Annotated in this window: 15 protein-coding genes; 11 read left to right on the top strand and 4 right to left on the bottom strand. The window is 70.0% G+C overall.

The genetic code is table 11. From position 1 onward, the window contains the following. Positions 1-102 precede the first annotated feature (102 nt). Both ACIQM0_RS29180 and hflX read left to right on the top strand, forming a co-directional pair. On the top strand, positions 103-1,566 hold the full coding sequence (locus ACIQM0_RS29180) for a M1 family metallopeptidase (protein WP_401292203.1): 1,464 nt from the start codon (positions 103-105) through the stop codon (positions 1,564-1,566). A gap of 133 nt (positions 1,567-1,699) precedes the next feature. Next, entirely contained in the window at positions 1,700-3,220 is a 1,521-nt protein-coding gene (gene hflX, locus ACIQM0_RS29175) for a GTPase HflX (protein WP_363026092.1), read from the top strand. 83 nt (positions 3,221-3,303) lie between these two features. Here hflX and ACIQM0_RS29170 read toward each other — a convergent pair whose 3' ends face one another. Together ACIQM0_RS29170 and ACIQM0_RS29165 are read right to left on the bottom strand one after the other, a co-directional pair. Next, positions 3,304-4,470 carry a trypsin-like serine peptidase gene (locus tag ACIQM0_RS29170; protein ID WP_401292200.1) on the bottom strand — a complete coding sequence of 389 codons (1,167 nt, stop codon included), beginning with the start codon at positions 4,468-4,470 and terminating at the stop codon, positions 3,304-3,306. Between the two features lie 228 nt (positions 4,471-4,698). Next, positions 4,699-5,928, bottom strand: a complete 1,230-nt coding sequence (locus tag ACIQM0_RS29165) for a trypsin-like serine peptidase (protein ID WP_401292198.1) — start codon at positions 5,926-5,928, stop codon at positions 4,699-4,701. Between the two features lie 371 nt (positions 5,929-6,299). On the opposite strand from ACIQM0_RS29165, the gene ACIQM0_RS29160 reads away from it, so the two are divergent. The 5 genes from ACIQM0_RS29160 to ACIQM0_RS29140 all read left to right on the top strand — a co-directional run bounded on the left by ACIQM0_RS29160 (position 6,300) and on the right by ACIQM0_RS29140 (position 14,405). Continuing rightward, positions 6,300-7,679 (top strand): diaminobutyrate--2-oxoglutarate transaminase family protein, encoded by a 1,380-nt coding sequence (locus ACIQM0_RS29160; RefSeq protein ID WP_401292197.1) that lies wholly within the window; start codon positions 6,300-6,302, stop codon positions 7,677-7,679. A 29-nt stretch (positions 7,680-7,708) separates the two neighbouring features. Continuing rightward, positions 7,709-9,601: an IucA/IucC family protein gene (locus tag ACIQM0_RS29155; RefSeq protein WP_401292194.1), complete on the top strand. Its 1,893-nt coding sequence runs from the start codon at positions 7,709-7,711 to the stop codon at positions 9,599-9,601. 62 nt (positions 9,602-9,663) lie between these two features. Continuing rightward, entirely contained in the window at positions 9,664-10,398 is a 735-nt protein-coding gene (locus ACIQM0_RS29150) for a GNAT family N-acetyltransferase (protein WP_401292191.1), read from the top strand. A 60-nt stretch (positions 10,399-10,458) separates the two neighbouring features. Beyond that, a complete protein-coding gene (locus tag ACIQM0_RS29145; protein WP_401292189.1) occupies positions 10,459-12,384 on the top strand; it encodes an IucA/IucC family protein in 1,926 nt (641 codons plus the stop codon). A 50-nt stretch (positions 12,385-12,434) separates the two neighbouring features. Next, positions 12,435-14,405 carry an ATP-dependent DNA helicase gene (locus tag ACIQM0_RS29140; protein ID WP_401292186.1) on the top strand — a complete coding sequence of 657 codons (1,971 nt, stop codon included), beginning with the start codon at positions 12,435-12,437 and terminating at the stop codon, positions 14,403-14,405. Positions 14,406-14,487: 82 nt separating this feature from the next. On the opposite strand, the gene lexA is transcribed toward ACIQM0_RS29140, so the two are convergent. Continuing rightward, positions 14,488-15,282, bottom strand: a complete 795-nt coding sequence (gene lexA, locus ACIQM0_RS29135) for a transcriptional repressor LexA (RefSeq protein WP_123462787.1) — start codon at positions 15,280-15,282, stop codon at positions 14,488-14,490. A gap of 521 nt (positions 15,283-15,803) precedes the next feature. Between lexA and nrdR the strand changes: the two genes are divergently transcribed. Both nrdR and ACIQM0_RS29125 read left to right on the top strand, forming a co-directional pair. Continuing rightward, entirely contained in the window at positions 15,804-16,316 is a 513-nt protein-coding gene (nrdR, locus tag ACIQM0_RS29130; RefSeq protein WP_385037075.1) for a transcriptional regulator NrdR, read from the top strand. Positions 16,317-16,475: 159 nt separating this feature from the next. Further along, positions 16,476-19,382, top strand: a complete 2,907-nt coding sequence (locus ACIQM0_RS29125; RefSeq protein WP_401292182.1) for a vitamin B12-dependent ribonucleotide reductase — start codon at positions 16,476-16,478, stop codon at positions 19,380-19,382. 103 nt (positions 19,383-19,485) lie between these two features. On the opposite strand, the gene ACIQM0_RS29120 is transcribed toward ACIQM0_RS29125, so the two are convergent. Further along, on the bottom strand, positions 19,486-20,022 hold the full coding sequence (locus ACIQM0_RS29120) for a TerD family protein (RefSeq protein ID WP_363026075.1): 537 nt from the start codon (positions 20,020-20,022) through the stop codon (positions 19,486-19,488). A gap of 261 nt (positions 20,023-20,283) precedes the next feature. Here ACIQM0_RS29120 and ACIQM0_RS29115 point away from each other — a divergent pair, with 261 nt between their 5' ends. Continuing rightward, positions 20,284-20,889, top strand: coding sequence for a YdbC family protein (locus ACIQM0_RS29115; RefSeq protein ID WP_401292179.1), 606 nt, complete (start codon positions 20,284-20,286; stop codon positions 20,887-20,889). A gap of 94 nt (positions 20,890-20,983) precedes the next feature. Next, a complete protein-coding gene (locus ACIQM0_RS29110; protein ID WP_401292177.1) occupies positions 20,984-21,643 on the top strand; it encodes a histidine phosphatase family protein in 660 nt (219 codons plus the stop codon). Positions 21,644-21,651: the final 8 nt, after the last annotated feature.

Genomic DNA, 21,651 nt, shown 5'->3' with positions numbered 1-21,651 from the left:
CTTCCCGGGCCCGGCCGCCACCGTCCGCCACCGCGGATCTCGTTCGAGTGGCGCGGCGCGCGCCGTCCCGTCCCGGGCGGGCGGCGCTGGTAGCCGTAGTCCATGCCGTTCCTCTCCCGCCGCCTGCGGGCCGCTCTGCTGGCCACCGCATCGGCCGCCCTCGTCGCCGCCACCCTGCCCGCACCGGTGCCGCTCGGCATCGGTGACCCGCTCTTTCCCCACCTCGGCAACCCCGGATACGACGTACTCGCCTACGACATCGGCCTCGACTACCCGGGCGACAACAACGAACCGCTCGAAGCCGTCACCACGATCGACGCCCGGACGACCGGGCCGCTGGACCGGATCAACCTCGACTTCACCCAGGGCACCGTGCACTCCGTCGAAGTCAACGGCCTGCGCGCCGACTTCGCGGTCGCGGACGAGGACCTGATCGTCGAGGCCCCCGGCCGGCTCCCGGCCGGTGTGCCGCTGCGGATCACGGTCCGGCACACCAGCGATCCCGGGGGCGAGCGGAACAGCGGCGGCTGGGTGCGGACCGCCGACGGGCTGGCCATGGCCAACCAGGCCAACGCCGGACACCGGGTCTTCCCCGGCAACGACCACCCGGCGGACAAGGCGTACTTCACCTTCCGCGTCACCGCCCCCCAGAACCTGACGGTCGTGGCCAACGGTCTGCGCACCGGACGTGCCCGGCACGGCGACCGCACCACCTGGACCTATCGCACCGCCCACCCGATGGCCACCGAACTGGCCCAGGTCAGCATCGGGAACTCCGCAGTCGTGCACCGGACCGGGCCGCACGGACTGCCGGTGCGCGACGTCGTGCCGGCCGCCGACCGGAAGCGGCTGGAACCGTGGCTGAAGAAGACACCCGGGCAGCTGGCATGGATGGAGAAGCAGGTCGGCCGCTACCCCTTCGAGAACTACGGCGTGCTGATCGTCGACACCGACACCGGTTTCGAGCTGGAGACCCAGACCCTGTCGCTCTTCGAACGCCGCCTGTTCACCGACGACGGCTTCCCCGAGTGGTACGTCGACTCGGTCATGGTCCATGAGCTGGCACACCAGTGGTTCGGCGACAGCGTCTCGCCGCGGACCTGGTCCGATCTCTGGCTCAATGAGGGACACGCCAGCTGGTACGAGGCGCGCTACGCGGAGGAGCACGGCGACAAGCCGCTCGAACGCCGGATGCGCGACGCCTACACCAGGTCGGACGGCTGGCGCGCCGCCGGAGGGCCGCCCGCGCGCCCCGACGCGCCGGCCCCGGGCAAGAAGATCAGCCTGTTCCGCCCGGTGGTCTACGACGGCAGCGCCCTGATCCTGTACGCGCTGCGCCAGGAGATCGGTCACAGCGCCTTCGACCGGCTGGAGCGGCTCTGGGTGCGCGGGCACCGCGACTCCAACGCCGCCACGGCGGACTTCACCCGGCTGGCATCCCAGGTGGCCGGACGCGACCTGACCACGTTCTTCGACGGCTGGCTGTACGGGACGAGCACGCCGCCCATGCCCGGCCACCCGGACTGGCACAGCACCGCACCGGCGGGCGGCGGTAAACCCGCGTGACGGGCCGGGCGCGCCATGTCACTATCGACGGGTCGCCACGGCGGCCGGACCGGAGCGTTCCCCGTGCGGGAATCATCCGGAGAGGTGACGCGTTGTGACTGCTGTAGACCATTCCTATCGACGTAAGGATCCAATGACCTCCTCTTCTTCCCTTCCCCAGGACGCGCAGGACGCGCAGAGCGCCACGGAGAACGTCACCGAGAGCCTCAACGAGCCCCTTCGGGCCGACGCCCTGATGGAAGAGGACGTCGCCTGGAGCCACGAGATCGACGGAGAGCGGGACGGCGAACAGCTCGACCGCTCCGAGCGCGCCGCGCTGCGGCGGGTGGCGGGACTCTCCACCGAACTCGAGGACGTCACCGAGGTCGAGTACCGGCAGCTGCGCCTGGAGCGTGTGGTGCTGGTCGGTGTCTGGACCTCCGGCACCGTGCACGACGCGGAGATTTCGCTCGCCGAGCTGGCGGCTCTCGCAGAGACGGCCGGAGCCCAGGTGCTCGACGCCGTCTTCCAGCGCCGCGACAAGCCCGACGCGGCCACCTACATCGGTTCCGGCAAGGCCCTGGAGCTGCGCGACATCGTCCTGGAGACCGGGGCCGACACCGTCGTCTGCGACGGTGAGCTCAGCCCCGGCCAGCTGATCCACCTGGAGGATGTCGTCAAGGTCAAGGTGGTCGACAGGACCGCCCTGATTCTCGACATCTTCGCCCAGCACGCCAAGTCCCGTGAGGGCAAGGCGCAGGTCTCGCTGGCCCAGATGCAGTACATGCTGCCGCGGCTGCGAGGCTGGGGTCAGTCGCTGTCCCGTCAGATGGGCGGCGGCGGTTCCAGCGGCGGTGGCGGCATGGCGACCCGTGGCCCCGGTGAGACCAAGATCGAGACGGACCGGCGCCGGATCCGCGAGAAGATGGCGAAGATGCGCCGGGAGATCGCGGAGATGAAGACCGGCCGCGAGATCAAGCGCCAGGAACGCAGGCGCAACAAGGTCCCCTCGGTCGCGATCGCCGGCTACACCAACGCCGGCAAGTCCTCACTCCTCAACCGGCTGACCGGCGCGGGCGTGCTGGTCGAGAACTCGCTGTTCGCCACCCTCGACCCGACCGTGCGCCGGGCCGAGACGCCGAGCGGCCGGATCTACACGCTGGCCGACACCGTCGGGTTCGTACGGCACCTGCCGCACCACCTCGTCGAGGCCTTCCGCTCCACCATGGAGGAGGTCGGCGAGTCCGACCTGATCGTGCACGTGGTGGACGGCTCGCACCCGGTGCCCGAGGAGCAGCTCGCCGCCGTGCGCGAGGTGATCCGTGAGGTGGGCGCGGTGGACGTGCCCGAGATCGTGGTGATCAACAAGGCGGACGCCGCGGATCCGCTGGTGCTCCAGCGGCTGCTGCGCATCGAGAAGCACGCCATCGCGGTGTCGGCCAGGACCGGCGCCGGAATCGACGAGCTGCTCGCGCTCATCGACAGCGAACTGCCGCGGCCCTCGGTCGAGATCGAGGCGCTCGTGCCCTACACCCAGGGCGGCCTGGTCTCCCGGGTGCACGCCGAGGGCGAGGTGATCTCCGAGGAGCACCTGGCGGAGGGCACCCTGCTCAAGGCGCTGGTGCACGAGGAACTCGCCGCGGAGCTCTCCACGTTCGTGCCCGCGGCGCACTGACCGCGGCGCAGCACCGTAGTACAGACCGACGGCCCGCTCCCCTTCCGGGGAGCGGGCCGTCGGCCGTTCGTCGTGCGGCGTCGTCACTGACCGCCGAACTTGTCGCTCATCATCGTGAAGATCTGCTCGGCGCCCCGGCCGAGGTGAGGTCCGGCCAGCCAGCCCGCGGTCACCGGGCCGATGGAGGTGTTGGAGACCAGCGCGAGCTTGCCGTCGTCGCCCTCGCTGAACCAGCCGCCGCCGGAGGAACCGCCGGTCATGGTGCAGCCGATGCGGTACATCGTCGGGGTGGCGGGGCTGATGGAGAGCCGGCCGGGACGGTCGACGCACTTGTGCATGATCAGGCCGTCGTACGGCGGGGCCGCCGGGTAGCCCCAGGCGCCCATCGCGCTGATCTGCTTGGCCTCGGGGGCGTCGAAGTCGACCGCCAGGGCGTTGCCCACGGTCTCCTCCAGGGACTTCGTGCCCTTCTCCGGCTTCACGTGCAGTACCGCGTAGTCGTACGGCGCGCCCTCGCCGCCGGTGGGGCCGCCGTCGGTCAGCCACTCGCCGGAGGTGGTGGCCCAGTCGGCCCAGTAGGCGCCGTAGGGGGCGATCTCCTGGGCCTGCGCGTTCTGGAGCGCCGCGGCGTTCTTGCCCTGGTCGTTGTAGGCGGGAACGAAGACGATGTTGCGGTACCAGCCGCCCTTGGAACCGGCGTGGACGCAGTGGCCGGCGGTCCACACCAGGTTGGACCTGTCGGGGTTCTCCGGGTCCTTGACGACCGTGCCCGAGCAGACCATGTGGCCCTCGGGGGAGTCGAAGAACACCTTCCCGACCGGCGCCGCGTAGCTGTGGTACGGCGTCTTCTCGCGCTCGGCGCCGACCGGTTTCGGCTCGGGGTCGCTGACGCCCTGGCCTGCCGAGAGGTCACCGGCGGACATGGTCTTGGCCGGGTCCTCGGCGGACTTCATCCGGTCGGGCTTCCACAGCCCGTCGATGACCGGGTTCACGAAGTCCTTGGCCTCACGCAGCCACTTGTCCTTGTCCCAGTTCTTCCACTCGCCGTTCCTCCACTTCTCCGGGTCGACGCCGTGCTTCTTCAGCGTGTCGGCCAGAGCGGCGGACAGGCCGCCGTCGCCGGCACCGGCGGACTCCGTGGCGGCGGGCTTGTCGGCCGCCTTGTCCTCGCTCGGGCCGCAGGCCGTGGCGGTCAGGGCCAGCGCGGCGACGAGGCCGGTGGCCGCGAGCAGCGGACGTATGGATCGCATGGAAAAGATTCCCCCTGAAATCTCAAAGAATGGCATGAGCGTGTCATGCGAAACGCCGGTCGGACCGGCTGTCGGTGATGATGCGGACCACCCTGTGCGGGCCGAGGCGAGGCCCCGGAAGGCCCCTCGTACAGGTCAGGGGCCTTCGCCTCCGGCGGACGGCATTCCCACCGGGCCGAAGGCCCCTGACCGGCCGTCACCCGTGCCTGGACGGGTGACGGACCGCCCTCACTGTCCCGCGTACTTCTTGCTGACCGAGTCGTAGACGCCCTTGGCCTCCTTGCCGAGGCGCGGCCCGGCCAGCCAGCCGGCCTTCACCGGGCCGATGGAGGTGTTCGAGACCAGCGCGGGCTTGCCGTCCTGGCCCGCCGCGACCCAGCCGCCACCGGAGGAACCACCGGTCATGGAGCAGCCGATGCGGTACATCGTCGGGTCGGCCTTGGTGAGCGAGAGCCGGCCCGGCTTGTCCTTGCACTGGAACAGCTTCTGGCCGTCGTACGGCGGAGCGGCCGGGAAGCCGGTGGCCGTCATGTCGGCGATCTCGGGAACGGCCGGGGCGTTGAAGTCGACGGGCAGCGCCGAACCGACCGTCTCCTCCAGGGACTTCCCGTTCGCGCCCTTCTCCGGTGTCACGTGCAGCACCGCGAAGTCGTACGGGGCGCCCAGACCGCCCGCCGAGGCCCCCTGGTCGATCCACTGCTCGGAGGTCTGCGCCCACGCGCCCCACCACACGCCGTACGGGGCGACCTTCTCCTTGGGCGGGTTGTTCCGGAGCTCATCGGTCGACAGACCGCTGTTGTTGTACGACGGCACGAAGGCGATGTTGCGGTACCAGCCGCCCTTCTTGCCCGCGTGGACGCAGTGGCCGGCGGTCCACACCATGTTGGACTTGCCGGGGTGCTCCGGGTCCTTCACCACGGTCGCCGAGCAGACCATCGAGCCCTCGGGGCCGTCGAAGAACAGCTTTCCGGACTCGGCGGCGTTGTCGTGGAGCGGAGTCTTCACGCCCACGGCCCGGACCGGCGCGGGAGTCGGGTCGGTCACGCCCTCGTCACCCGAGATGTCGTTGTCGACGGGCTTCTCTGGCGACTTGTCGGCGTCCCGCATCCGGTCCGGGTCCCAGAGGCCCGCGATGATCGGATTGATGAAGTCCTTGGCCTCACGGAGCCACTTGTCCTTGTCCCAGTTCTTCCATTCGCCGTTCTTCCACTGGCCGAGGTCGATCCCGTGCGCCTTGAGCCGGTCCTTGAGATCGTCCGGGACGGTGATCTTGCCGTCCGACGTCTGGCCCGCGGAGCTGCCGCTCGGCTCGGCGCCCGCGTCGTCGTCGCCCGGCCCGCAAGCGGTCGCGGTGAGCGCGAGGACGGCGGCGACCGCCGCGGTGGCGAGCACGGGGGAGGAGGAGCGACGGGCGCTCCCCCCACGGCGTGCGGTGGCTGCTGGTCGTATGAGTCGCATCTGGTGATCCCCCTGGGACTTCGTAACTCAACGCTTCTGTCCTGCACTTCTGCACGCCGCACCGGACTTCGCACGGCACACCGGTCAGCTCCCCGGACGGCGTTCCGGGACTGCTCCGGAGACGCCGCGACCGCCGGGAAGCCGTCCCGGAGGCCCGGCGCGGTCCCCCACTATGCCGGTGCCGGTGTGGACGGTGTGCGGCAGGGGCATGGTTCCGCTCCGCAAGGATCTTCGGACCTACCCGTGATCCTCCGCGTCCCGCGTCGTTGGTACGTACGGGGGACACAGGGACAGAGTTCACCCCCGCAGTCCGTCCCTGCGCAATCGTGCTGACGTGCAACGCAACTGTTACAGCGGGAGGATCAAGAGCCGTGGCCGTGACCGAACCAGCTCCGGCGGCGCCGCCCGCGGCGTACGAGGGAATCCTGCGCCGCCAGGCGATGCGCGAGTCGGCCGCCCGTACCTACGCCCGGTCGCTGCCGATCGTCCCGGTACGGGCCCGGGGGCTGACCATCGAGGGCGCGGACGGGCGGCGCTATCTCGACTGCCTGTCGGGAGCCGGGACGTTGGCCCTCGGGCACAACCACCCGGTCGTCCTGGAAGCGATCAAGAAGGTCCTCGATTCGGGCGCACCCCTGCATGTGCTCGACCTGGCCACCCCGGTCAAGGACGCCTTCACCACGGAGCTGTTCGCCACGCTGCCGCCCGAGCTCGCGGACAACGCGCGCATCCAGTTCTGCGGACCCGCCGGTACGGACGCCGTCGAGGCGGCGTTCAAACTGGTCCGCGCCGCCACTGGACGCGACGGCCTGCTCGCCTTCACCGGCGCCTATCACGGCATGACGGCCGGAGCCCTCGCGGCATCCGGCGGCGCCTCGGACGTACGGGTGACCCGTCTGCCCTTCCCCCAGGACTACCGCTGCCCCTTCGGCATCGGCGGCGAGCGCGGCGCACGCATCGCCGCGCGGTGGACCGAGACGGTCCTGGACGACCCCAAGAGCGGAACACCCACGCCTGCCGGAATGATCCTCGAACCCGTACAGGGGGAGGGCGGCGTCAACCCCGCCCCCGACGGCTGGATGCGAAGGATGCGGGAGATCACCGCGTCCCGGTCCATCCCCCTCATCGCTGACGAGGTCCAGACCGGAGTCGGCAGGACCGGTGCCTTCTGGGCCGTCGAGCACAGCGGGGTCGTTCCCGATGTGATGGTGCTCTCCAAGGCCATCGGCGGCTCCCTCCCGCTCGCGGTGATCGTCTACCGCTCCGAACTCGACACCTGGCAGCCCGGTGCCCACGCCGGCACCTTCCGCGGCAACCAGCTCGCGATGGCGGCGGGCACGGCGACCCTCGCCCACGTCCGGGAGAACGGGCTCGCCGAGCGGGCCGGGGTTCTCGGCGCCCGGATGCTGGCGAGCCTGCGGGCCCTCGCCGCGCACCACCCGTGCATCGGAGACGTCCGAGGACGGGGCCTGATGATCGGGGTGGAACTCGTCGACCCCGAGGCGGCCCCGGTGGACGGTGGGAACGAGCCCCCGCCCGACCCGGTCCTCGCCGTCGCCGTCCAGCAGGAGTGCCTGCGCCGAGGCCTCATCGTCGAACTCGGCGGCCGCCACTCCACGGTCGTACGCCTGCTACCTCCCCTCACGCTCACCGACGAACAGGCAACAGCGGTCATCGACCGCCTCGCCGACGCCATGGCAGCCGCGGAGCACTCACCGCACCGACGGACCGCGACCGGGTCGATCCGCTGATCCCGGACCCCATCACAGGAAAGACCGCCGTGAACCCCACCCCCGCGCCAGAGGCCGACGGCCCTCCCCCCAGCCACCACCGAGGAGAGACCGGAACACCCGGCCACCTCGCTGTCGAGCCGCCGACCGTGCCGCGCCAGAAGGAGATGCCGCACGGTCAGTGGTACGCCTCCAGGGCAACGCCCATCTGCCCGGCACCGCCCGCCGACCCCCTGGACCACCCGGACCCGGTCCAGGCCGCGGATGCCGCCGGCATCGAGAACCTGCTGCGCTGCTGGGTTCGCGAATGCGACCTGCCCCGCTCGGAGGGGGAGACCCTGCGCATCCCGCTGCCCGCGAGCGGGACCGCCCTGCTCGTCCCCGTCCGCCACTGGTCGGTCACGGGCTGGCACCGCTTCGGCTCACCCGTCCTGGAACAGGCACCCGAGGGGGCGCCCACCGCGGACGCCGTCACCGTCGCCGCGCTCCTGGGCCGCGAGGCCGACCACCACGAGGGCGCCGACATGGTGGCCAGGGTGGCCGACTCGGTACGGCGAACCGCCGGGTTCATCGACGGCCAACGCCGCCGCCCCACTGCTCCCGACGAGGCCGACCTCTTCCTCACCGCGGAGCAGTCACTCCTCCTCGGACACCCCCTCCACCCCTCACCCAAGAGCCGCGAGGGCCTCTCCGATTCCGAATCCCGCCTCTACGCACCTGAGTTGAACGGCTCCTTCCCCCTCCACTGGATGGCCGTCGACCGATCCGTCCTGGCATCCGACTCCGCCTGGACCGACCAGGGCCGACCGGTGCCGGCGACGGAACTCGTGGCCCGGCACGCCGAGGGGCTGCGATTCCCCGAGCACACCGCGCCGATTCCGCTCCACCCCTGGCAGGCCCGGGAACTGGGCAACCGGCCCGAGGTCGCCGCCCTGCTCGACGCCGGACTCGTGCACGATCTGGGCCCGTACGGAGCGCGTTGGCACCCCACCTCGTCGGTGCGCACCGTGCAGCGGCCCGGCGTCGACACCATGCTGAAGCTCTCCCTCGGGCTGCGCATCACCAACTCCCGCCGTGAGAACCTCCGCAAGGAGCTCCACCGGGGGGTGGAGGTCCACCGTCTGCTGCGCAGCGGGCTCGCCACGGAGCTGCACCTGTCCCAGCCCGGCTTCGACATCGTCCGGGACCCCGCATGGCTCGCGGTCGACAATCCGGACGGCGAGCCGGTTGCCGGCTTCGACGTCATGCTGCGCCACAACCCCTTCGCCCGGCACGACGACGCGGTCTGCATCGCCGGACTCACCGCACCGCGCCCCTGGCCGGGCCGGGAGGGCATGCACTCACGCCTCGCCGACATCGTCTGCCGGCTCGCCGCAGGCACCGGACGGACCACGACCGCCGTCGCCGCCGAGTGGTTCCTGCGCTACCTCGACCGGGTCGTCCAGCCGGTGCTCTGGCTCGACGCACACGCCGGGGTCGCCCTCGAAGCCCACCAGCAGAACACCCTGGTGATGCTCGACGCCCAGGGCTGGCCGGTCGGCGGCCGCTACCGCGACAATCAGGGCTACTACTTCCGCGAGTCCTACCGTTCGGCACTTGAGCGCAGGCTCCCCGGCATCGGATCGGTCAGCGACACCTTCGTCTCCGACGCCGTCACCGACGAGCGCTTCGCGTACTACCTCGGCATCAACAACGTGTTCGGACTGATCGGAGCGTTCGGCGCCCAGCAGCTCGCCGACGAACGGATGCTCCTCGCCGCCTTCCGCCGGTTCCTGGGAGCGGCCACCGCGCTGGGATCCCCGCTCCCCGCACATCTGCTGGAGACGCCGCGCCTGCGCTGCAAGGCCAACATGCTGACCCGGCTGCACGGCCTCGACGAACTCGTCGGCCCGGTCGACACCCAGTCCGTCTACGTCACCATCGCCAACCCCCTGCGCGGCTGAAGGAATCCCACCGGGCCCGAAGGAACCTCGTCGTCGAACCGCTGAGAGAGGAGAGCATCACCGTGCCTCCCACCGACGCACACGCCGACCCCGGCACCGGCCCCGCGCCCCGGGCCGGTACGGGGGCCGAGGACACTCTGGACCTGGAGCTCACCGACGACCTCCTGGCACTCCTGGCGCAGGACACACCCGCCGCACCCGGGCCCGAGTACCGCGGGGCCGTCTCCGGACTGCTCGACCGGCCGGCCGCGTGGAGGCCCGTCACCACGCCGGCCGGAGTGTTCCAGCTCGTGCCCGTGCGGCTGGAGCGCGACCTCGCGGTGATCAGCCGCTGGATGAACGACCCCGCCGTGGCGGCCTTCTGGGAACTCTCCGGAGCCGAATCCGTCACGGCGGAGCATCTGCTGCCCCAGCTCGACGGCGACGGACGCAGCCTCCCCTGCCTCGGGGTGCTGTCAGGCATCCCCATGAGCTATTGGGAGATCTACCGCGCCGACCTGGACCCGCTGGCCCGCCACTACCCCGCCCGCCCGCACGACACCGGGCTCCACCTCCTCATCGGCGAAGTGAGCAAGCGCGGCCACGGAATCGGCACCACGCTGCTCCGTGCCGCCTCCGACCTCGTGCTCGACAACCGACCCCTGTGCACACGCGTCGTCGCCGAACCGGACCTCAGAAACACCCCTTCCGTCTCCGCGTTCCTCAGCGCCGGATTCCGCTTCTCCGCGGAGGTCGAACTCCCGGACAAGCGGGCCGCGCTGATGATCCGCGACCGAGCCCACCGTGCCCAGCCGTGAACCATCCGCCGCCTTCTCTACACCGCTCGAACCCCATCGGTTCCATCCCGAGGAGTCCCCGTGCCCACATATCCCGCGAGCCATGATTCAGCGGAGTCGCCCGCGCTGCTCAGCACTCCAGAACTGAACCGGGCGGTGTGGGACCGAGCCGCCGCCCGGATGCTCGCGAAGATGCTCGGCGAATTCGCCTACGAGGAAGTCATCCAGCCGGTTCCGCGATCCGCCGGGGGCGATACCTACACCCTCGTGCTGGACGACGGCGGAAGCCTGATCTTCACCGCCGGACGGGGGGTCTACGGCAGCTGGCGGGTCGCCCCCGACTCGATCCGCGAGGCCACCACCGCCGAGACCGAGGCACACGCACTCGGCGCACCCCCGGCCGAAGCGCCCGCCGGCCCCGGCCGCTCCGCCGAACACGCCGATCCGGCCGGGGACCCCGTCCCCGCGGGCGTCCCCTTCCGCGACCCGCTGCTCTTCCTCGCCCGCGCCCGCCGTCTCCTCGGGCTCGACGGGGCCACCCTCGGCCACCTCGTCCGCGAGCTCACCACCACGCTCACCGCCGACGCCCGCCTCGACCACGGCGCGCTCACCGTCGCCGAGCTGGCCGACCTCGACTACGCGGAACTCGAAGGACACCAGACCGGCCACCCCTGGATCGTCGCCAACAAAGGGCGGCTCGGATTCTCCGCCACCGACGCGTCCCGCTTCACCCCCGAGGCCCGCAGGCCGGTCAGACTGCCGTGGATCGCGGTCTCCTCCCGGATCGCCGCCTACCGGGGCGTGAACTCACTCGCCGCCGCCGAGCAGCTCTACGCCCAGGAGCTCGACCCGGCGGTCCGCGACTCCTTCGCCGCCGCCCTCCGTGCCCGGGGCCTCGACCCCGACGACTACTACTGTCTGCCCGTCCACCCCTGGCAGTGGGACGAGTGGATCGTGCCCCTGTTCGCCCCGGCCATCGCCGCGGGTGACATCGTTCCCCTGCACGCCGACCCGGATCTGCGGCTGCCGCAGCAGTCCATCCGTACCTTCGTCAACCTTGAGCGGCCCGACCGGCACACCGTCAAACTGCCGCTGTCGATCCTCAACACACTGGTCTGGCGCGGGCTCCCGACCGAACGCACCCTCGCCGCCCCCGCCGTCACCGGCTGGGTCCAGGGGCTGCGCGACAGCGATCCCTTCCTGCGCGACACCTGCGGCGTCATCCTGCTCGGAGAGGTGGCGTCGGTCACGGTCGAGCACCCGCTGTACGACCACCTCCCCGAGACGCCGTACCAGTTCAAGGAGATCCTCGGCGCGATCTGGCGCGAGCCCCTCCTCCCGCGTCTGGCACCCGGCGAGCGGGCCCGCACCCTCGCCTCGCTGCTGCTCACCGATCCGCAGGGCCGCGCCTTCACCGCCGAGCTGGTCGCCCGCTCGGGACTGACCCCCACCGCGTGGCTGACCCGCCTCTTCGCCGCGCTGCTCCCGCCGCTGCTGCACTTCCTCTACCGCTACGGCACCGTGTTCTCACCGCACGGCGAGAACGCCATCGTCGTCTTCGACGACCAGGACGTCCCCGTGCGTCTGGCGATCAAGGACTTCGTGGACGACGTGAACGTCAGCGCCCGGCCGCTGCCGGAGCACGACACCATGCCGTACGACGTACGCCGCGTCCTGCTCACCGAGGAGCCGGCCTTCCTCACCCAGTTCATCCACTCCGGGCTCTTCACCGGAGTCTTCCGCTTCCTCTCCCCGCTCTGCGAGGAGCAGCTGGGCGTCCCGGAGGCCGCATTCTGGTCACTCGTGCGGGCGGAGATCCTCCGCCACCACGCCCGCTTTCCCGAGCTGAAGGAGAGGTTCGAGATGTTCGACATGCTGACGCCGCGCATCGAACGCCTCTGCCTGAACCGCAACCGCCTGCATCTGGACGGCTACCGGGACCGCCCCGAGCGACCGCACGCGGCGGTCCACGGCACGGTGCCCAACCCGCTCCACCCCTCCGCGTGAGGCCGGGAGTGATCGCCGTTGTCAGCGGCGCCCCGTAGGCTGGTCGGGCTATGACGAAGCCATCCCTCCCCGAGCTCCTGCACGCCGCCGTGACCGCCGTCGGCGGTACGGAGCGGCCCGGCCAGGCCGCCATGGCCGACGCGGTCGCCGCGGCCGTGGACGACCATTCCCACCTGCTCGTCCAGGCCGGTACCGGCACGGGCAAATCACTCGGCTACCTGGTGCCCGCCCTGGCGCACGGCGAGCGGGTCGTGGTGGCCACGGCGACCCTGGCCCTCCAGCGCCAGCTGGTGGAGCGGGACCTGCCGCGTACGGTCGACGCCCTGCATCCGCTGCTGCGGCGGCGCCCCCAGTTCGCGATGCTCAAGGGCCGGTCGAACTACCTCTGTCTGCACCGCCTCCACGAAGGAGTGCCGCAGGAGGAGGAAGAGGGGCTCTTCGACCAGTTCGAGGCCGCGGCCCCGTCGAGCAAGCTCGGCCAGGACCTCCTGCGGATGCGGGACTGGTCGGACGAGACGGAGACCGGCGACCGTGACGACCTCACCCCGGGTGTCTCCGACCGTGCCTGGGCGCAGATCTCCGTCTCCTCGCGCGAGTGCCTGGGCGCCAGCAAGTGCGCGTACGGGGCGGAGTGCTTCGCCGAACAGGCCCGCGAGCGGGCGAAGCTCGCCGATGTGGTGGTCACCAACCACGCGCTCCTCGCCATCGACGCCATCGAGGGCGCCCCGGTGCTCCCGCAGCACGAGGTGCTGATCGTCGACGAGGCCCATGAGCTGGTCTCCAGGGTCACCGGCGTGGCCACCGGCGAGCTCACCCCCGGCCAGGTCGGCCGCGCGGTGCGGCGCGCGGCGAAGCTGGTCAACGAGAAGGCCGCCGACGCGCTGCAGAGCGCGTCGGAGGGTTTCGAACGCGTGATGGAGCTGGCGCTCCCCGGCCGTCTTGAGGAGGTCCCGGAGGACCTGGGCTACGCGCTGATGGCTCTGCGCGACGCGGCGCGTACGGTGATCTCCGCCCTCGGCTCCACCCGGGACAAGTCCGTCCAGGACGAGGACGCCGTCCGCAAGCAGGCCCTGGCCTCGGTGGAGACCATCCACGCTGTCGCCGAACGCATCACGCAGGGGTCCGAGTACGACGTCGTCTGGTACGAACGCCACGACCGCTTCGGCGCCTCCGTGCGGGTCGCCCCGCTCTCCGTCTCCGGACTGCTGCGGGAGAAGTTGTTCACGGACCGCTCCGTCGTGCTCACCTCGGCCACACTGAAGCTCGGCGGCGATTTCAACGGGGTGGGAGCGTCACTCGGGCTCGCCCCCGAAGGCACCGCGGGCGACGACGTCCCGCAGTGGAAGGGGCTCGACGTCGGCTCGCCCTTCGACTACCCGAAGCAGGGAATCCTGTACGTCGCCCGGCATCTGGCGACGCCCGGCCGGGAGGGCTCCCGCACCGACATGCTGGACGAGCTCGCCGAGCTGGTGGAGGCCGCGGGCGGCCGCACCCTGGGGCTGTTCTCCTCCATGCGGGCCGCCCAGGCAGCCGCCGAGGAGCTGCGGAGCCGGCTGGACAGGCCGATCCTGCTCCAGGGCGAGGAGACGCTGGGCGAGCTGATCAAGAACTTCGCGGCCTCCCCGGAGACCTGCCTCTTCGGCACGCTCTCGCTCTGGCAGGGCGTGGACGTCCCCGGGGCGAGCTGTCAGCTGGTGGTCATGGACCGTATCCCGTTCCCCCGCCCCGACGACCCGCTGATGAGTGCCCGCCAGAAGGCGGTCGAGGAAGCGGGGGGCAACGGCTTCATGGCGGTCGCGGCGACCCACGCCGCGCTGCTGATGGCACAGGGCGCCGGCCGGCTCGTCCGTGCCACCGGTGACAAGGGTGTCGTCGCGGTGCTCGATCCGCGGCTCGCCAATGCCCGGTACGGGAGCTATCTGCGGGCCTCTCTCCCCGACTTCTGGTACACGACCGACCGCGATCAGACGCGTCGCTCGCTCGCCGCGATCGATGCCGCCGCGAAGGCGGAGGAGAAGTAGTCCGGTACGGGGTCAGGACGCACGGGCGGGGCCCCGGGATCGGTACAGCCGATCCCGGGGCCCCGCCCGTGCGGTCGAGGAGTCACACCCGCCGCAGCACCGCCACGACCTTGCCGAGGATGGTCGCCTCGTCGCCGGGGATCGGCTGGTACGCGGAGTTGTGGGGGAGCAGCCAGACATGGCCGTCCTCCCGCTTGAAGCGCTTGACCGTGGCCTCGCCCTCCAGCATCGCCGCGACGATGTCGCCGTTCTCGGCCACGGGCTGGCGTCGGACGGTGACCCAGTCGCCGTCGCAGATGGCCGCTTCGATCATCGAGTCACCGACGACCTTCAGTACGAAGAGCTCTCCGTCACCGACCAGCTGGCGGGGGAGCGGAAAGACGTCCTCGACGGATTCCTCGGCGAGGATCGGGCCACCGGCCGCGATCCGGCCGACCAGCGGCACATAGGAAGCCGCCGGCTTCCCCGTGGTGTCCGTGGGCTGTGTGCTGGGCTGATCCGAACCGCGCACCTCGTACGCCCGGGGGCGGTGGGGGTCGCGGCGCAGGAAACCCTTGCGCTCCAGTGCCATGAGCTGATGCGCGACGGAGGACGTACTGGAAAGGCCCACCGCCTGACCGATCTCGCGCATCGACGGGGGATATCCCCGTCGTTGCACGGAGTCCCGGATGACCTCGATCACTCGCCGCTGGCGGTCCGTGAGCCCCGAGCTGTCCGCCCGGATTCCAGGAGGTCGCCCGGGAAGCGAGCGCGCTGGGCGCGCGGGCTCCGGTCCCTCCGTGTTCGTGACTGAGTCATTCATGGCATGCACCGGCTCGAGTCGGCTCTGGGAGCGGTCCTGGGCAGTGATGATGGCACTGTCTGCGGTGGTGGTCACGTCGGCCCCTCTCGAATGGTCTCCCTAGCTGCACAACGGTAGTAGCTTTCGAAAGGTTGCGCCAAACACACGTTCGAGTGAAAAACAAATAAAAGTCTGTTGGGCGTTCATTGCTAGGTGTATGAGCTAAGCCGGAAGGCGTGCTGGCCGCTGTCGGATCGAACGTTAATTCGGACCATTACGGTAGCGTTCCCGGCCGCGGTGGTGCCGCGCGGGGTCGCCGTCCGGTCCTCCTCGCGCCTCGGAACCCGCCGCCCCCGCGATCGGTGGAGCCGGATGCTTCCCGTACCCTCTTGCTCGGTCGTGCGCTGCCTTCCGGCCGCCCGTGACGCGCGACACGCGCTAGGGCCAAATGCGCGGCCAAACCCAAGATCTAGTGGTTGGATTGTTCCAGCCGCCCAGAAGTTGTGGTCCCCGTCCTTCGGGGGTGCGGTCATCGCCTATGCTTGAGACTGCTTCGAAGGCCCCTCACGGGGCCTGGTGAGGCCATTCAGTCGTGCTGTGAAGGAGGGTTGGGAGCCATGCACTGCCCCTTCTGCAGGCACCCCGACAGCCGGGTCGTCGACAGTCGCACCACCGACGACGGGACCTCGATCCGCCGGCGCCGTCAGTGCCCCGACTGCTCCCGCCGTTTCACCACGGTGGAGACCTGCTCGCTCATGGTGGTGAAGCGCAGCGGCGTGACCGAACCCTTCAGCCGTACCAAGGTCATCTCCGGCGTGCGCAAGGCGTGCCAGGGGCGGCCGGTCACCGAGGACGCCCTCGCCAAACTCGGCCAGCGGGTCGAGGAGGCGGTGCGTGCCACCGGCAGCGCCGAGCTGACCACGCACGATGTGGGCCTGGCCATCCTGGGCCCCCTGCAGGAACTCGACCTGGTCGCCTACCTGCGGTTCGCATCCGTGTACCGGGCGTTCAACAGCCTCGAGGACTTCGAGGCCGCCATCGTGGAACTCCGCGAGCGGCGGCCTCCCGTAGAAGGATGCGGGACCGGCGAGACCCTTGAGGTCCCCGTTCCCGCCGTCGCCGCCGACTGAGCGGCACAGGCCGATCGCCGCCGGTCCGAGGACCGGCGGCCGAGCGGCACACAGACCTGCTCCGGATGCCCTTCGCGGCGTCCGAAGTACCAGACACACACTGTGACCGGGGAAGTTCTCGGCACTTCAGGGCGTTTTTGCCCACATATGGGAGGCGGCATGACAGAGACGGCGAGCGGCCCGGCACGAGGTTCCCGGAACAAGGGGACCAAGTCGACTGCGACCAAGCAGGGCCTGCGTATCGAGCGCATTCACACCACCCCCGGCGTGCATCCGTACGACGAGGTGGCGTGGGAGCGCCGTGACGTCGTCATGACCAACTGGCGCGACGGCTCGATCAACTTCGAGCAGCGTGGCGTCGAGTTCCCCGACTTCTGGTCGGTGAACGCGGTCAACATCGTCACCAGCAAGTACTTCCGCGGAGCCGTAGGCACCCCGCAGCGCGAGACCGGTCTGCGACAGCTCATCGACCGGATCGTGAAGACCTACCGGAAGGCCGGCGAGGACTTCAACTACTTCACCTCTCCGGCGGACGCGGAGATCTTCGAGCACGAGCTGGCGTACGCCCTCCTGCACCAGATCTTCAGCTTCAACTCGCCGGTCTGGTTCAACGTGGGCACGCCCCAGCCGCAGCAGGTCTCCGCCTGCTTCATCCTGGCCGTCGACGACTCCATGGAGTCGATCCTCGACTGGTACAAGGAAGAGGGGATGATCTTCAAGGGCGGCTCGGGCGCAGGCCTGAACCTCTCCCGGATCCGCTCCTCCAAGGAGCTCCTCTCCTCCGGCGGCAACGCCTCCGGTCCGGTCTCCTTCATGCGCGGCGCCGACGCGTCCGCCGGAACGATCAAGTCCGGTGGCGCCACCCGCCGTGCGGCCAAGATGGTCATTCTCGACGTCGACCACCCCGACATCGAGAACTTCATCGAGACCAAGGTGAAAGAGGAGGAGAAGATCCGCGCCCTGCGCGACGCGGGCTTCGACATGGACCTGGGCGGCGACGACATCACGTCCGTCCAGTACCAGAACGCCAACAACTCGGTCCGGGTGAACGACGAGTTCATGAAGGCCGTCGAGGCCGGCGGGAAGTTCGGGCTGCGCGCCCGGATGACCGGCGACGTCATCGAAGAGGTCGAGGCGAAGTCCCTCTTCCGCAAGATGGCCGAGGCCGCCTGGGCCTGCGCCGACCCCGGCATCCAGTACGACGACACGATCAACCAGTGGCACACCTGCCCCGAGTCCGGCCGGATCAACGGCTCGAACCCGTGCAGCGAGTACATGCACCTGGACAACACCTCGTGCAACCTGGCCTCGCTGAACCTGATGAAGTTCCTCAAGGACGACGGCAAGGGCAACCAGTCCTTCGAGTCCGAGCGCTTCGCCAAGGTCGTCGAGCTGGTCATCACCGCGATGGACATCTCCATCTGCTTCGCCGACTTCCCGACCGAGAAGATCGGTGAGAACACCCGCGCGTTCCGCCAGCTGGGCATCGGTTACGCCAACCTCGGCGCCCTGCTGATGGCGACCGGCCACGCGTACGACAGCGACGGCGGCCGCGCGCTCGCCGGCGCCATCACCTCGCTGATGACCGGCACCTCCTACCGTCGCTCCGCGGAGCTGGCGGCGGTCGTCGGCCCGTACGACGGCTACGCCCGCAACGCCGAGCCGCACCAGCGCGTCATGAAGCAGCACTCCGACGCCAACGCCGTGGCCGTCCACGCGGACGACCTCGACAACCAGATCTGGGCCGCCGCGACGGAGGCCTGGCAGGACGTCATCCGCCTCGGCGCGCAGAACGGTTTCCGTAACGCGCAGGCCTCGGTCATCGCGCCCACCGGCACCATCGGTCTCGCGATGTCCTGCGACACCACCGGCCTGGAGCCCGACCTCGCCCTGGTCAAGTTCAAGAAGCTGGTCGGCGGCGGCTCGATGCAGATCGTCAACGGCACCGTCCCGCAGGCCCTGCGCCGCATGGGCTACCACGAGGAGCAGATCGAGGCGGTCGTCGCCCACATCGCCGAGAACGGCAATGTGATCGACGCGCCCGGCCTGAAGTCCGAGCACTACGAGGTCTTCGACTGCGCGATGGGCGAGCGTTCCATCTCCGCGATGGGCCACGTGCGCATGATGGCGGCGATCCAGCCGTGGATCTCCGGCGCGCTCTCCAAGACGGTGAACCTGCCGGAGACGGCCACCGTCGAGGACGTCGAAGAGGTCTACTTCGAGGCGTGGAAGATGGGCGTCAAGGCGCTCGCGATCTACCGCGACAACTGCAAGGTCGGCCAGCCCCTCTCCGCGAAGACCAAGGACAAGGAGAAGGCGGCGGTCACCGCCAAGGCCGAGGACACCATCCGTACCGCGATCGAGAAGGTCGTCGAGTACCGCCCGGTCCGCAAGCGTCTGCCCAAGGGCCGCCCCGGCATCACGACCTCCTTCACAGTGGGCGGCGCCGAGGGGTACATGACCGCCAACTCCTACCCGGACGACGGTCTCGGTGAGGTCTTCCTGAAGATGTCCAAGCAGGGTTCGACCCTCGCGGGCATGATGGACGCCTTCTCCATCGCCGTCTCGGTCGGTCTGCAGTACGGCGTCCCGCTGGAGACGTACGTCTCGAAGTTCACCAACATGCGCTTCGAGCCGGCCGGCATGACGGACGACCCGGACGTGCGGATGGCGCAGTCGATCGTCGACTACATCTTCCGTCGCCTGGCGCTCGACTTCCTGCCGTTCGAGACCCGTTCGGCGCTCGGCATCCACTCGGCCGACGAACGTCAGCGCCACCTCGACACCGGTTCGTACGAGGCGTTGCTGGACGACGACGAGCTGGACGTCGAGAGCCTGGCCCAGTCCGCCCCCGTGCGGACGGCGGAACCGCTGAAGGCGGTCGCCCCCGTGCGCGAGGCGGAGAAGCCGGAACCGAAGACGGCGCACACCTCGGCGGAGCTCGTCGAGATGCAGCTGGGCATCAGCGCCGACGCCCCGCTCTGCTTCTCCTGCGGTACGAAGATGCAGCGCGCCGGATCCTGCTACATCTGCGAGGGCTGCGGCTCGACCAGCGGTTGCAGCTGATCCCGGCAGCCTGAGGCGTAACGGCTGAGCCGCGCACAGCGGCCGGCCGAGGGGCGGGAAGATCTCCTCGGAGACCTTCCCGCCCCGACCCGTATCCGGAGCCTCACGCTCCGGACGGGCGGCTTCCCATCGTCGCGGCGAACGATTCGGCGTCCCCGTCGAAACCCCGCAGCGTGTCGTGGAACAGCCAGACTCCCGAGGCGTCCCGGACGAACTCGGCGACGACGGCCGCCGTCGAGGCCCCGACCGCCGAGAAGTCGTCCTCTGCCAGGGTGTCGTACCCCTCGCGGATCTGCACCGCGGTGTTCTCCACGGCGTCGAAGGTCTTGTGGCCGTCGCGCTGCTGGATGGCCACACCGACGATGACCCGGGAGTACGACTCCGACAGCCGGTCCAGTTCCAGCGTCATCACCTCGTCGAATCCCAGGCCCTGACCGGTCCGGCTGTCCCGGTTGAGCGTGATCGTGCCGTCGGGGGCACGGCTGTCGAAGTGCACGAGGTACGCCGGGCTGCCGTACGGCTCCTCGGCCGGGTAGGTCGCCGCGATGATGTCGAGGTCATTGGGGGACTCGCCCTGAGAACTCGGGTCCCACTTGATCCTGACCTCGACCTTCTCGATGTCCTTGTTGGGCGTGCTCATCGGACTTCCCTCCTGCGCGCACGGGGCCGTCGCTCCGGTTCTGTACCCGATCATGTCGGTAACTGACGGTGAAACCAACCGGCTTGGTCATGTGCGGCTGAATCGGGCCACCGAACTTTCCGGGACCGCCGCGGCGAGCGGCCCGTTGACGGTGCCCGGGTGCCGAGGAGGCGGGCTCCTGTTGATCGTTCCGCGGGCCGGTTCCGGTGCACTCCGGCTGAGCGTGACCCATGCCACGTCCGGCACCCGTACGATGGGGCCGTGCTGGTCAAGTGGATTCGCTGCAATGTGGTCGACCGTCGCGGTTTCGAGCGGGGGCAGCGGAAGTGGGCGGGGCTGCTGGGGGAGCCGGGGTTCAGGGGGCAGGGCGGCGGCTGGAGCCGTGGCCGGCCGGAGGTGGCGCATGTCTTCGCGTTCTGGGAGAACCGGGTCTTCTACGACTCCTTCATGGCACGCGGGCACGACGCCCTGGCCGCAGAGCAGTCGGGTACCTGCAACGACATACAGGTCAAGCTGTTCGAGTACCGCTTCGACGTGAAGACCGGCTTCGAACCCGCCTTCACCGACGCGGACGTGCTCAGGGTGGCGCACAGCAGGGTGCACGAGGACCGGGTCGAGCACTTCGCGCTCATGCAGCAGCGGGTGTGGAACCCGGCGATGGCCGGATCGCCCGGGATGCTCCGCGGGGTGTTCGCAGAGGCGCCGGGCCATGAGTTCCTGGTCCTTTCCATGTGGCAGTCGAGCGCCGAACGCGGCAAGTACCGGGCGGGGAGTGTCGAACGGCTCTCGCAGCGGGCGCAGACCGAGGACGACGTCGCGGCGCTCGCCGGTGACGTGGTGCAGCTCGAACCGTCGTGGACGGTGTGAGCGGACGCGGCGCCCGGACGTGACGCCGGTGACATGCGACCGTCGTGATCCGGACAATTGCTCGAATGGTGGCGACTCGATCTAGGGTCGGTACATGGCAAGACCGCAACGCATCGTCCTCGTCCGCCACGGCGAGTCCGAGGGCAATGTCGATGACACCGTGTACGAGCACGAGCCCGACCACGCGCTGAGGCTCACCGCGAAAGGGCTGCGGCAGGCCCGCGAGACGGGGGTACATCTGCGCGACCTCTTCGGCGACGAGCGGGTCAGCGTGTACGTCTCGCCCTACCGCCGTACGCACGAGACGTTCAGGTCCTTCGGCCTCGACCTCGAACGTGTGCGGGTGCGGGAGGAGCCGCGGCTGCGCGAGCAGGACTGGGGGAACTGGCAGGAACGGGACGACGTCAAGCTGCAGAAGGCGTACCGGGATGCCTACGGGCACTTCTTCTACCGCTTCGCGCAGGGCGAGTCCGGGGCGGATGTGTACGACCGGGTGGGAGCTTTCCTGGAGAGCCTGCACCGGAGTTTCGAGGCTCCGGACCACCCGCCGAACGTCCTGCTGGTCACGCACGGTCTGACCATGCGGCTGTTCTGCATGCGCTGGTTCCACTGGTCCGTGGCCGAATTCGAATCGCTCTCGAATCCGGGCAACGGGGAGTCCCGCACGCTGGTGCTCGGCAAGGACGGGCGCTACACACTTGACCGGCCGTTCGAGCGCTGGCGTACCCCTGAGCCGTACGGCATCACCGGATAGAGTGGAAG

This window comes from Streptomyces sp. NPDC091387 (genome assembly GCF_044756945.1).
Classification (GTDB): domain Bacteria; phylum Actinomycetota; class Actinomycetes; order Streptomycetales; family Streptomycetaceae; genus Streptomyces.
Note: the sequence above shows the minus strand (reverse complement) of the source record. Positions and strands in the feature narration are given on the sequence as shown.

Coding starts and splice junctions, on each gene's coding strand:
- ACIQM0_RS29170 (WP_401292200.1), bottom strand. CDS start 4,470: ATGCGATCCATACGTCCGCTGCTCGCGGCCACCGGCCTCGTCGCCGCG.
- ACIQM0_RS29110 (WP_401292177.1), top strand. CDS start 20,984: ATGGCAAGACCGCAACGCATCGTCCTCGTCCGCCACGGCGAGTCCGAG.
- ACIQM0_RS29120 (WP_363026075.1), bottom strand. CDS start 20,022: ATGAGCACGCCCAACAAGGACATCGAGAAGGTCGAGGTCAGGATCAAG.
- ACIQM0_RS29125 (WP_401292182.1), top strand. CDS start 16,476: ATGACAGAGACGGCGAGCGGCCCGGCACGAGGTTCCCGGAACAAGGGG.
- ACIQM0_RS29165 (WP_401292198.1), bottom strand. CDS start 5,928: ATGCGACTCATACGACCAGCAGCCACCGCACGCCGTGGGGGGAGCGCC.
- ACIQM0_RS29180 (WP_401292203.1), top strand. CDS start 103: ATGCCGTTCCTCTCCCGCCGCCTGCGGGCCGCTCTGCTGGCCACCGCA.
- nrdR (WP_385037075.1), top strand. CDS start 15,804: ATGCACTGCCCCTTCTGCAGGCACCCCGACAGCCGGGTCGTCGACAGT.
- hflX (WP_363026092.1), top strand. CDS start 1,700: ATGACCTCCTCTTCTTCCCTTCCCCAGGACGCGCAGGACGCGCAGAGC.
- ACIQM0_RS29140 (WP_401292186.1), top strand. CDS start 12,435: ATGACGAAGCCATCCCTCCCCGAGCTCCTGCACGCCGCCGTGACCGCC.